Below are 12277 nucleotides of genomic sequence, written 5' to 3'. Positions count from 1 at the left end.
CATGTCCAACATGCGTAGCCTGTCCTTCGACGCGATCATCATCGGCGGCGGTGGTGCCGGCCTGCGAGCCGCCCTCGAGCTGGCCAAGTCCGGCAAGAAGACCGCGGTGCTCTCCAAGGTCTTCCCGACGCGCTCGCACACCGTGTCCGCCCAGGGCGGCATCACCTGTGCCATCGCTTCCGCCGACCCCGACGACGACTGGCGCTGGCACATGTATGACACCGTCAAGGGCGGCGATTATATCGCCGACCAGGACGCCGCCGAGTACATGTGCTCCGAGGGCCCCAAGGCCGTCTTCGAGCTCGAGCACATGGGGCTGCCGTTCTCGCGTTTCGACAATGGTCGCATCTATCAGCGTCCCTTCGGTGGTCAGTCCAAGGACTTCGGCGCCGGCGGCCAGGCCGCGCGTACCTGTGCCGCGGCCGACCGTACCGGGCACGCCCTGCTGCATACGCTTTATCAGAACAACCTGAAGAACAATACCACCTTCCTCAACGAGTGGTACGCCGTCGATCTGGTCAAGAATGCCAATGGCGACGTGGTGGGCTGCATCGCCATGGATATCGAGACCGGCGAAGTGGTGCACGTCAAGTCCAAGGCCACCGTCCTGGCGACCGGCGGTTCCGGTCGTATCTACGCCTCTACCACCAATGCCCTGATCAATACCGGTGACGGCGTCGGCATGGCGCTGCGGGCCGGCTTCCCGATGCAGGACATGGAGATGTGGCAGTTCCACCCGACCGGTATCTACGGTGCGGGCACCCTGGTGACCGAAGGCTGCCGCGGTGAGGGTGGCTACCTGGTCAACAAGGATGGCGAGCGCTTCATGGAGCGTTATGCTCCCAACGCCAAGGACCTGGCCGGCCGCGACGTGGTGGCCCGCTCCATGGTCATGGAGATCCTTGAGGGGCGTGGCTGCGGCGAGAACGGCGATCATGTCTATCTCAAGCTGGATCACCTGGGCGAGGAGGTCCTCGGCAAGCGACTGCCCGGCATCGTCGAGCTCTCCAAGACCTTTGCCCACGTGGACCCGGCCAAGGAGCCGATCCCGGTGGTGCCGACCTGTCACTACATGATGGGGGGCGTGCCGACCAACGTGCATGGCCAGGCCATCATGCGTGGTGAGGATGGCAAGGACCAGATCGTCAACGGCCTGTTCGCCTGCGGCGAAGTGGCCTGTGTGTCGGTCCATGGTGCCAACCGCCTGGGCGGCAACTCGCTGCTCGACCTGGTGGTGTTCGGTCGTGCCGCCGGCATGTTCATCGAGGGGGCGCTCAACGAGGGTATCGACTACCTCGATGCCTCCGAGTCCGATATCGAGACGGCGATGAAGCGCATCACCCGCTGGAACGAGTCCGAGAGCGGCGAGACCGTGCCGGAGCTCAAGCGTGAGCTGCAGGCCATCATGCAGAACTCCTTCGGCGTATTCCGCGAAGAGGAGAACATGCAGAAGGGCGTCAAGCAGCTGGCCGAGCTGCGTGGGCGTATCGACAACGCCTACCTGCCCGACAAGTCCAACGCCTTCAACACCGCTCGTGTCGAGGCCCTCGAGCTCGACAACCTGATGGAAGTCGCCGAGGCGACCGCCATCGCGGCACTGGAGCGCAAGGAGAGCCGTGGCGCGCACTCCCGCTACGACTACCCGGACCGTGACGATGTCAACTGGCTGAAGCACTCGCTCTACTTCCCGGCCGACAAGACGATTGGCAAGCGCGACGTCAACTTCGCGCCGAAGACCGTCGACACCTTCGAGCCGAAAGTCCGTACCTACTAATTCAGCTAACACGAGGGTGAGTCACGATGCTTCAGGTATCCATCTACCGCTATAACCCGGAGACCGACTCCGCGCCGTACATGCAGGAGTTTCAGGTCGACACCCAGGGCCGCGACATCATGGTGCTCGATGTCCTGCACATGATGAAGGAGCAGGACAACGGCCTGGCCTACCGTCGCAGCTGCCGCGAAGGCGTGTGTGGCTCCGATGGCATGAACATGAACGGCAAGAACGGCCTGGCCTGCATCACTCCGATCTCCGATGTGGTGAAGGGCAACAAGCTGGTGCTGCGCCCGCTGCCGGGCCTGCCGGTCATCCGTGACCTGGTGGTCGACATGGGGCTGTTCTACCAGCAGTACGAGCGCATCCAGCCGTACCTCCAGAACGACGAGCCGGCGCCGGCCATCGAGCGTCTGCAGTCGCCGGAGGATCGCGACAAGCTCGACGGCCTCTACGAGTGTATCCTGTGCGCCTGCTGCTCCACTTCCTGCCCGTCGTTCTGGTGGAACCCGGACAAGTTCGTGGGGCCGGCGGGGCTGCTGCAGTCCTATCGCTTCCTGGTGGACTCGCGCGACACGGCTACCCGGGAGCGTCTGTCCGAGCTCGAGGATCCGTTCAGCGTGTTCCGCTGCCGCGGCATCATGAACTGTGTGGCGGTGTGTCCCAAGGGACTCAACCCCACTCGCGCCATCGGCAAGATCCGCGAGATGCTGCTGGCCGATAGCACCTGAGCCGATGGCACTTAAATCGAGCTCCGTGGCTTGTTATCATATGCCGCAGCACACCCCCTGTGACCCCGTGTCGCAGGGAGGAGTGAGATAGTGTCGGAAGCCGGTGCCCTGGGCGCCGGCTTTTGACCATGGGATTGAGTGACCATAGGTTCAGTAACCACAGGTTCAGTAACCACAGGTTCGAGTGGCCACAGGTTCCGTAACCATAGATTCAAGGTTTCCGGCCCACGATGGCCGGAGATGCCGGAAACGCATGGGCCCCAGCCGGCAGGGCACCACCGATGTCGCCGTGGCCGCGTCGCGGTGACGCCGATCACACCCCATCAGTGCAGGGTGACCGAGAGATGCAACAAGGCATAATGGAGTTGATGTGGCGCTCCTCGCACGTCAGTGGCAGCAATGTCCACTACGTGGAGGCGCTATACGAGCAGTACCTCGATGATCCCTCCGCCGTTCCCGACGAGTGGCGCCAGTACTTTGACGAGCTGCCGCGCCCCGATGACGGCCCCCACCATGATGTTCCCCTGACCCCCGTCCGCGAACAGTTCCATCAGCTGGCCAGGCAGCGCCGTACGGCACTCGCGCCCGCTGCCGCCGATGGCGAGGAAAATCGTAAGCAAGTCAGGGTTCTGCAGCTGATTAACGCCTATCGCTTCCGCGGTCACCAGAAGGCGGATATCGACCCCCTCAAGCTGCGCAGCGAGACGCCGGTCCCCGACCTCGACCTCTCCTTCCACCAGTTGACGAAGGCCGATCTCGATACCGAGTTCCAGACCGGCTCGTTCTTCCTGGGCATGGACAAGGCGCCGCTCAAGGAGATCGTCGACGCCCTGGAGAAGACCTACTGTCGCTCCATCGGCTGCGAGATCATGCACATCGTCGATACCGAGGAGAAGCGTTGGCTGCAGCAGCGCTTCGAATCGGTGCGCAGTGCGCCCGCCTTCAGCAACGAGGTGCGTCAGCACGTGCTGGAGAGGCTCACCGCCGCCGAGGGCCTGGAGAACTACCTGGCCTCCAAGTATCCGGGGACCAAGCGCTTCGGCCTGGAGGGGGGCGAGTCCTTCATTCCGATGATGGATGAGCTGATCCAGCGTGGCGGGGGCTATGGCATCAAGGAGGTGGTGATCGGCATGGCCCACCGCGGGCGCCTCAACCTGCTGGTCAACATCCTTGGCAAGAACCCCGGCGAGCTGATCGACGAGTTCGACGGCAAGAAGGTGATCGAGCGTGGCTCCGGTGACGTCAAGTACCACCAGGGGTTCAGCTCGAACGTCATGACGCCGGGTGGCGAGGTGCACCTCGCGCTGGGCTTCAACCCCTCTCATCTCGAGATCGTCGCCCCGGTGGTCGTGGGCTCGGTGCGGGCCCGCCAGGATCGCCGTGACGACAGCGATGGCAACAAGGTACTGCCGATCAACATCCATGGTGATGCCTCGTTCGCCGGTCAGGGCGTGGTCATGGAGACCTTCCAGATGTCCCAGACCCGTGCCTACAAGACCGGCGGCACGGTACACATCGTCATCAACAACCAGATTGGCTTTACCACCTCGCATCCCGAGGACTCGCGTTCCACGGAGTACTGCACGGATATCGCCAAGATGGTTCAGGCGCCGGTCTTCCATGTCAATGGTGATGACCCCGACGCCGTGCTGCACGCGACCCAGGTGGCCCTGGATTATCGTCAGCAGTTCAAGAAGGATGTGGTGATCGATCTGGTGTGCTACCGCCGTCGCGGTCACAACGAGGCCGACGAGCCCAGCGGCACCCAGCCGATGATGTACCGCAAGATCAAGGATCACCCCTCCTCGCGGGCGATCTATGCCGAGCGACTGGTGGCACAGGGCGTCCTCACCGAGGAGGAGGCCAAGGGCATGATCGAGACCTATCGCGAGGACTTGATCGCCGGCAACCATGTGGCCAACGCCCTGGTGCAACAGCCCAATACCTCACTGTTCGTCGACTGGAAGCCCTATCTGGGACATGAGTGGACGGGCTACGCCGACACCTCGGTCCCGATGAAGAAGCTCCAGCGCCTGGCGGCGAAGATGTGCGAGATTCCCGATGGGGTCGAGGTACAGCGCCAGGTGGCCAAGATCTACGCCGATCGGCGCAAGATGCAGGCCGGTGGCCTGGCCCTCAACTGGGGCTTCGCCGAGACCCTGGCCTACGCCACGCTGATCGACCAGGGGCATCCGGTGCGCATCACCGGCCAGGACGTGGGTCGCGGCACCTTCTCTCACCGCCATGCGGTGGTGCACAACCAGAAGGATGGCAGCGCCTATGTGCCGCTGCAGTACATGGCCGATGGTCAGCCGCGCTTCACCATCCACGACTCCTTCCTCTCCGAGGAGGCGGTGCTGGCCTTCGAGTACGGCTATGCCACCACCGCGCCCAACGACCTGGTGATCTGGGAGGCGCAGTTCGGCGACTTCTTCAATGGCGCCCAGGTCGTGGTCGACCAGTTCATCTCCTCGGGCGAGACCAAGTGGGGACGCCTGTGCGGGCTGACCATGCTGCTGCCCCACGGCTATGAGGGGCAGGGCCCCGAGCACTCCTCGGCGCGCCTGGAGCGCTTCCTGCAGCTGTGCGCGGAACACAACATGCAGGTCTGTGTGCCGACCACCCCGGCGCAGATCTTCCATCTGCTGCGCCGCCAGGTGATCCGCAAGGTCAGGAAGCCGCTGGTGGTGATGTCGCCCAAGAGCCTGCTGCGCCACAAGGATGCGACATCGAGCCTGGATGAGCTGGCCGATGGCGGCTTCCAGATGGTGCTGGCCGACCAGGCCGGGCTGGAGGCCGAGAGGGTTGAGCGCATCATCCTGTGTGCCGGTAAGGTCTACTATGACCTGGCCGCCTGGCGGGAGGAGAATGCCCGTGATGATGTCGCCATCCTGCGTGTCGAGCAGCTCTACCCCTTTCCCAAGGAGGAGCTCTTCGAGGCGATCAAGGCGTACACCAATGTCACCGACATCGTGTGGTGCCAGGAAGAGCCGCTCAACCAGGGCGCCTGGTACCCGAGTCAGCACCATATGCGTGCCGTCGCGGAAATGCTCAAGGACGGTCTGGGTGGCAAGCTCAAGTTTGCCGGTCGTCCGGCATCGGCGGCACCCGCGGCCGGTTACATGTCCGTGCACACCGAACAGCAGCGCCAGCTGGTGGAAGACGCCTTCAATCTGTAATGGCGCCCACCGGGACGAGAGAGAACCTACAAGGGATACGACATGGCTACCGAGATCAAGGCCCCAACCTTTCCGGAATCCGTTGCCGAAGGCAGCGTCGCTGCCTGGCACAAGAAGCCGGGTGACAGCGTCGAGCGTGACGAGCTGATCGTCGAGATCGAGACCGACAAGGTCGTGCTCGAAGTGCTGGCCCCCGAGGCGGGCGTTCTCTCCGAGACACTGGTCGAGGAGGGTGACACCGTGGAGTCCGAGCAGGTGCTGGGACGCATCGGTGAAGGCGAGGCCAAGGGCGGCAAGGCGTCGGCAGAGAGCGGCGACAACCAAGACGCCAAGGCCGAGAAGTCGTCAGAGGCCAAAGCCGAGACATCGTCCGAGGCCAAGGCCGACAAGCCGGCTGCCGGCGGCGGCGAGAAGCACGAAGTGAAGGCGCCGACCTTCCCCGAGTCGATCCAGGAAGGCACCGTGGCCAGCTGGAACAAGCAGGTCGGTGAAGCGGTCAAGCGCGACGAGGTGCTGGCCGAGATCGAGACCGACAAGGTGGTGCTGGAAGTGGTGGCGCCCGCCGACGGCGCGCTCGTCGAGATCAAGGCCGAGGAGGGCAGCCAGGTCGAGTCCGAGGCGGTGCTGGGCATCTTCGCCGAAGGCGCCGGCGGTGAGGCGGACACGGCCGCCGATGTCGAGCCGGCTGCCTCCGCCGATGATGGCGCCAGCGACAAGCAGGTGGGGGACAAGATCCTGGCCCCGGCCGCGCGCAAGCTGGTGGCCGAGCATGACCTCGATGTCAGCAAGATCGAGGGGACCGGCAAGGGCGGTCGCATCCTCAAGGAGGATGTGCAGCGCGCCGTCAAGGAGGGCTCTGCCGCCAAGGGCGCCAAAAGCGCCAAGGCGTCCACCGGCTCCGCCAAGGCCGCCGCTCCGGCGCCCGCCGTCGAGGGCGAGCGCCCCGAGAAGCGTGTGCCGATGAGCCGTCTGCGTCAGACCATCGCCAAGCGCCTGGTTCAGGCCCAGCAGACCGCCGCCATGCTGACCACCTACAACGAGGTGGACATGGGCGCGGTGATGGAGCTGCGTGCCCAGTACAAGGACACCTTCGTCAAGACCCACGACGTCAAGCTCGGCTTCATGGGCTTCTTCGTCAAGGCGGCCAGCGAGGCCCTCAAGCGCTTCCCCGACGTCAATGCCTCCATCGACGGTACCGATATCGTCTATCACGGCTACCAGGATATCGGCGTGGCGGTCTCCACCGATCGTGGTCTGGTGGTGCCGGTGCTGCGTGATACCGACAGCATGAAGATCGCCGATGTCGAGAAGGGTATCGTCGACTTCGGCAAGCGGGCGCGTGACGGCAAGCTCGGCATCGACGAGATGCAGGGTGGTACCTTCACCATCACCAACGGCGGCATCTTCGGGTCGCTGATGTCCACGCCGATCATCAACCCCCCGCAGACGGCGATCCTGGGCATGCACAAGATCCAGGAGCGCCCCATGGCGGTGAACGGCAAGGTCGAGATCCGCCCGATGATGTACCTTGCGGTCTCCTACGATCACCGCATGATCGACGGCAAGGACGCGGTGCAGTTCCTCGTCACCATCAAGGAGCTGCTGGAAGATCCGGCACGCCTGCTGCTGGATATCTGAGCGGCACGAGCCGCCGGCTGATCCCGGCGGCCCCTGAACCCAAGACATGCAACAGGAGCCAATATGGCCGACAAGTTTGATGTGATCGTGATCGGTGCGGGCCCCGGTGGCTACGTGGCCGCCATTCGTGCCGCCCAGATGGGCCTCAAGACGGCCTGTGTCGAGAAGTGGATCGGCAAGGAGGGCAAGGTCGTCTTCGGTGGCACCTGTCTGAACGTGGGCTGCATCCCGTCCAAGGCGCTGCTCGAGGCCTCCCACAAGTTCGTTGAAGCCAAGCACGACTTCGATGACCTGGGCATCCAGGCCAGCGATGTCCAGGTGGACGTCGAGAAGATGATCGCCCGCAAGGACAAGATCGTGAAGAACCTCACCGGTGGTATCGCCGGCCTGTTCAAGGCCAACGGCGTGACCGGTATCGAGGGAACCGGCAAGGTGACCGGTGGCAAGCAGGTCGAGGTGACCGACCAGGATGGCAAGGCCACCACCTACGAGGCCGATAACATCATCATCGCCGCGGGCTCCGTGCCGGTGGAGATCCCGCCGACCCCGCTGACCGACGACATCATCGTCGACTCCACCGGTGCCCTGGAGTTCACCGAGACGCCCAAGCGCCTGGGTGTGATCGGCGCCGGCGTGATCGGTCTCGAGCTGGGCAGCGTCTGGAACCGCCTGGGCTCCGAGGTCACCGTGCTCGAGGCCATGGACAGCTTCCTGCCGATGGTCGACGGTGCCATCGCCAAGGAGACCCAGAAGCTGCTCAAGAAGCAGGGGCTGGATATCAAGCTGGGCGCCCGCGTCACCGGTTCCGAGGTCAAGGATGGCGAGGTCACCGTCAAGTACAGCGACGGTGACAACGACCAGGAGGTGACCTTCGACAAGCTGATCGTCTGCGTCGGCCGCAAGCCCTACACCAAGGGCGTGGTTGGCGACGGCGTTGGCGTGGAGACCGACGAGCGCGGTTTCATCCAGGTCGATGACCAGTGCCGCACCAGCGTGCCGAGCGTCTACGCCATCGGCGACTGCGTGCGCGGCCCGATGCTGGCTCACAAGGCCTCCGAAGAGGGCATCATGGTGGCCGACATCATCGCCGGCCATAAGGCCGAGATGAACTACGACGCCATCCCCAGCGTCATCTACACCTTCCCCGAGGTGGCCTGGGTCGGCATGACCGAGCAGGATGCCAAGGCCAAGGGCATCGAGGTCAAGACGGGCGCCTTCCCGTTTGCCGCCAGCGGTCGCGCCATGGCCAACAATGCCACCGAGGGCCAGGCCAAGATCATCGCCGATGCCGAGACCGACCGCGTGCTGGGCCTGCATATCGTTGGCCAGCATGCCGGCGAGATGATTGCCCAGGGGGTCATCGCCCTGGAGTTCGGTTCAAGTGCCGAGGATCTGGCGCTGACCTGCTATGCCCACCCGACCATGTCGGAGGCGGTGCATGAGGCCGCGTTGGCCGTGGAGGGCCATGCCATCCACATGGCCAATCGCAAGAAGAAAAAGAAGTAAGGATAACAAGCGCCGCCCACCGGGCGGCGTGCCCCTTCCGGCGATGCATCGGAGGGGACGGTGGTGCCTCCTGAGTCAGACCGCCGAGGTCGAGCCGGGGCGCCGTTCGAGTCACATGCAACCAATGGCATGAATCGATGAACCTTCACGAGTATCAAGGCAAGCAGCTGTTTGCCGACTATGGTCTGCCGGTGTCCAAGGGCTTTGCCGTGGATACCCCCGAAGAAGCCGCGGAAGCCTGCAAGAAGATCGGCGGCGACATGTGGGTTGTCAAGGCCCAGGTCCACGCTGGCGGCCGCGGCAAGGCCGGTGGTGTCAAGCTGGTCAAGAGTGCGGAGGAGGCCAAGGCCTTCGCCGAGCAGTGGCTGGGCAAGAACCTGGTGACCTTCCAGACCGACGCCAATGGTCAGCCGGTCGCCAAGATCCTGGTCGAGACCTGCACCGATATCGCCGACGAGCTGTATCTGGGCGCCGTGGTCGACCGTGGCACCCGCCGCGTGGTCTTCATGGCCTCCACCGAGGGCGGTGTCGAGATCGAGAAGGTCGCCGAGGAGACTCCCGAGAAGATTCTCAAGGCCGAGATCGATCCGCTGGTGGGTGCACAGCCCTACCAGGCGCGTGAGCTGGCCTTTGCCCTGGGCCTGAAGGGTGACCAGGTCAAGCAGTTCACCAAGATCTTCCTGGGCCTCTCCAAGATGTTCCACGACAAGGATCTGGCGCTGCTCGAGATCAACCCGCTGGTGATCACCGACGAGGGCAACCTGCACTGCCTCGACGCCAAGATCGGCCTGGACGGCAACGCCCTCTATCGCCATCCGGACCTGCAGGCCATGCGCGACCCCTCCCAGGAGGACGAGCGCGAGGCCGAGGCCGCGGCGTGGGAGCTCAACTACGTGGCCCTCGACGGCAATATCGGCTGCATGGTCAACGGTGCGGGCCTGGCGATGGGTACCATGGACATCGTCAACCTGCACGGCGGCAGCCCGGCCAACTTCCTTGACGTCGGCGGCGGCGCCACCAAGGAGCGCGTGGCCGAAGCCTTCAAGCTGATCCTCTCCGACGACAACGTCAAGGCCGTGCTGGTCAACATCTTCGGCGGTATCGTGCGCTGCGACATGATCGCCGAGGGCATCATCGGTGCCGTCGAGCAGGTCGGTGTCAATGTGCCGGTCGTGGTGCGTCTGGAAGGTACCAACGCCGAACTGGGCGCCGAGAAGCTGGCATCCAGCGGACTCAACATCATCGCTGCCGAGAGCCTCACCGATGCGGCTCAGCAGGTAGTCAAGGCAGCGGAGGGCAAGTAATGAGCATCCTGATCGACAAGAGCACCAAGGTCATCTGCCAGGGCTTCACCGGTGGCCAGGGGACCTTCCACTCCGAGCAGGCCATCGCCTACGGTACCCAGATGGTCGGCGGCGTGACCCCGGGCAAGGGCGGCCAGGAGCACCTCGGTCTGCCGGTGTTCAACACCGTCAAGGAAGCCGTCGAGAAGACCGGCGCCGAGGCCAGCGTGATCTACGTGCCGGCCCCGTTCTGCAAGGACTCGATCCTCGAGGCTGCCAACGCCGGCATCAAGCTGATCGTGTGCATCACCGAAGGCATCCCGACCCTCGACATGCTCGACGTCAAGGTCAAGTGTGACGAGCTGGGCGTGCGCCTGATCGGCCCCAACTGCCCGGGCGTTATCACTCCCGGCGAGACCAAGATCGGCATCATGCCGGGCCATATCCACAAGCCCGGCCGGGTCGGCATCGTGTCGCGCTCCGGCACCCTGACCTACGAGGCGGTCAAGCAGACCACCGATCACGGCTTCGGTCAGTCCACCTGCGTGGGCATCGGCGGCGACCCGATCCCGGGCTCCAGCTTCATCGACATCCTCGAGATGTTCGAGAAGGACCCGGCCACCGAGGCGATCGTGATGATCGGCGAGATCGGCGGCACCGCCGAGGAAGAGGCGGCCGCCTACATCAAGGCCAACGTCTCCAAGCCGGTGGTCTCCTACATCGCCGGCGTCACCGCGCCTCCCGGCAAGCGCATGGGCCACGCCGGTGCCATCATCTCCGGTGGCACGGGGACCGCGGACGAGAAGTTCGCCGCCCTGGAAGATGCCGGTGTGAAGACCGTGCGTTCCCTGGCTCAGATCGGCGACGCGCTGAAGGAAGTGACCGGCTGGTAAGCCGAGTTCGTCTTCAAGCGATGTAAAAGGGGCGCCTTCGGGCGCCCTTTTTCGTAGGCCCTTTTCATGGCGAGGGATGGGGGAGTCTATGCCTCGGCGAGGCAGCAGCGGTCGCGCCCCTGGCGCTTGGCCTCGAGGAGGGCCCGGTCGGCGCGCTCGATGGTGGCCTGATACCCCTCGCCGGGCTGCCATTCGGCGATGCCGGCACTGGCGGTGATAAAGAACGCGGTCTCTCCGTCATCGGCGGTCAGCGTGAGGCGTCGCAGCTGCTCGGTGAGCCGTCTCACCAGGGGGCGGGCCTGATCACTCGGCGTATCCGGCAGCACCAGCAAAAACTCCTCCCCGCCCCAGCGCCCACAGAGGTCATGTTGCCGCAGCGATCTTTCCAGGCTCTTGGCCAGGGTGACAAGGACCCGGTCGCCGGTGGCGTGTCCATGGCGGTCGTTGATGGTCTTGAAGTGGTCGATGTCCAGCATCACCAGGCTGGCGGTGCGGCGCTGGCGGATCACATCGGCGGTCAGGACTTCCAGCCGCTCATGCAGACAGCGTCGGTTGGCCAGGCCGGTCAGGGGGTCCAGGCGCGAGACATCCTTGAGTGCCTGGTTGCGCTCGTGCAACAGGTCCTGGAAGCGGTCGGCGATATACGACAGCTTGTGCTGACGGCGGCGCTGGCGCTCCAGCTGCTGTCGTGTCTCCTGAAGGTCCTGCTGGGCCCCCTTCTGGAAGCCGTCGGCGATGGTGACCAGTCGTTCCAGCCGCTCCTGTTGCGCCAGGTGACGCCGATAGAGGCGCTGCAGCGCCGAGTGCAGCCTGTGCCCCCGGTACTCCTCCGTCGCCAGCAGGTCTGCCACCTCCTCCAGCAGCTCCCGTTCGCGTTGGCTCACGTGGAAACTTCCAGGGCACGAATGGCGAAGGGGTAGCTGCAATCCTCCTTGAACTCCTCGGCAAGCTCGGCGATGCGGTCGTTACGGGCGTCGTAGTGCCACACGACCTCGACCCGACGCCCCTCCTGGTAGGCCTCCTCGAGAAGATCGAAGATATCCATCATGACCTTTACCGAACTGGTGTTGAGATAGACCAGCTCGAGGCGGAGTTCGAGAGGGCGTGACTCCTGGGCGAGATAGGCCTCGACCCAGCCGATCACCGGGCCGAACAGCTCATAGGAGTTCTCCGGATAGGAGTCTCCCTGCATGCAGAGGCGTCCCGCCTGCCAGTCACTCTGGATGGCGGGGGTGGAGACGCTACCCGCAAGGTTCAGGTCCTGGTTCATGAT

General features: G+C 64.4%; 9 protein-coding genes. 7 read left to right on the top strand and 2 right to left on the bottom strand.

What is annotated here, in order from left to right; all coding sequences use genetic code 11:
• The first annotated feature begins 1 nt into the window (after window position 1).
• The 7 genes from sdhA to sucD all read left to right on the top strand — a co-directional run bounded on the left by sdhA (window position 2) and on the right by sucD (window position 11004).
• Window positions 2–1774, top strand: coding sequence for a succinate dehydrogenase flavoprotein subunit (gene sdhA, locus IOC61_RS00910; protein ID WP_195687012.1), 1773 nt, complete (start codon window positions 2–4; stop codon window positions 1772–1774).
• 26 nt (window positions 1775–1800) lie between these two features.
• A complete protein-coding gene (locus IOC61_RS00905; protein WP_195687011.1) occupies window positions 1801–2505 on the top strand; it encodes a succinate dehydrogenase iron-sulfur subunit in 705 nt (234 codons plus the stop codon).
• A 344-nt stretch (window positions 2506–2849) separates the two neighbouring features.
• Window positions 2850–5684 (top strand): 2-oxoglutarate dehydrogenase E1 component, encoded by a 2835-nt coding sequence (locus IOC61_RS00900; protein ID WP_195687010.1) that lies wholly within the window; start codon window positions 2850–2852, stop codon window positions 5682–5684.
• A gap of 42 nt (window positions 5685–5726) precedes the next feature.
• Window positions 5727–7322: a 2-oxoglutarate dehydrogenase complex dihydrolipoyllysine-residue succinyltransferase gene (odhB, locus tag IOC61_RS00895; protein WP_195687009.1), complete on the top strand. Its 1596-nt coding sequence runs from the start codon at window positions 5727–5729 to the stop codon at window positions 7320–7322.
• Between the two features lie 63 nt (window positions 7323–7385).
• On the top strand, window positions 7386–8828 hold the full coding sequence (lpdA, locus tag IOC61_RS00890; RefSeq protein ID WP_195687008.1) for a dihydrolipoyl dehydrogenase: 1443 nt from the start codon (window positions 7386–7388) through the stop codon (window positions 8826–8828).
• A 137-nt stretch (window positions 8829–8965) separates the two neighbouring features.
• Window positions 8966–10132 (top strand): ADP-forming succinate--CoA ligase subunit beta, encoded by a 1167-nt coding sequence (sucC, locus tag IOC61_RS00885; RefSeq protein WP_132041370.1) that lies wholly within the window; start codon window positions 8966–8968, stop codon window positions 10130–10132.
• Window positions 10132–11004, top strand: a complete 873-nt coding sequence (sucD, locus tag IOC61_RS00880; protein WP_132041371.1) for a succinate--CoA ligase subunit alpha — start codon at window positions 10132–10134, stop codon at window positions 11002–11004. The genes sucC and sucD overlap by 1 nt, the downstream gene beginning before the upstream one ends.
• 86 nt (window positions 11005–11090) lie before the next feature.
• Here sucD and IOC61_RS00875 read toward each other — a convergent pair whose 3' ends face one another.
• Both IOC61_RS00875 and siaC read right to left on the bottom strand, forming a co-directional pair.
• On the bottom strand, window positions 11091–11888 hold the full coding sequence (locus IOC61_RS00875) for a diguanylate cyclase domain-containing protein (protein ID WP_195687007.1): 798 nt from the start codon (window positions 11886–11888) through the stop codon (window positions 11091–11093).
• Window positions 11885–12274, bottom strand: coding sequence for a biofilm regulation phosphoprotein SiaC (siaC, locus tag IOC61_RS00870; RefSeq protein ID WP_195687006.1), 390 nt, complete (start codon window positions 12272–12274; stop codon window positions 11885–11887). Before siaC ends, IOC61_RS00875 begins: the two co-directional genes overlap by 4 nt.
• Window positions 12275–12277: the final 3 nt, after the last annotated feature.

This window comes from Halomonas sp. KAO (assembly GCF_015595025.1).
GTDB lineage: Bacteria > Pseudomonadota > Gammaproteobacteria > Pseudomonadales > Halomonadaceae > Halomonas.
This window is presented reverse-complemented; position numbering and strand designations above follow the sequence as displayed.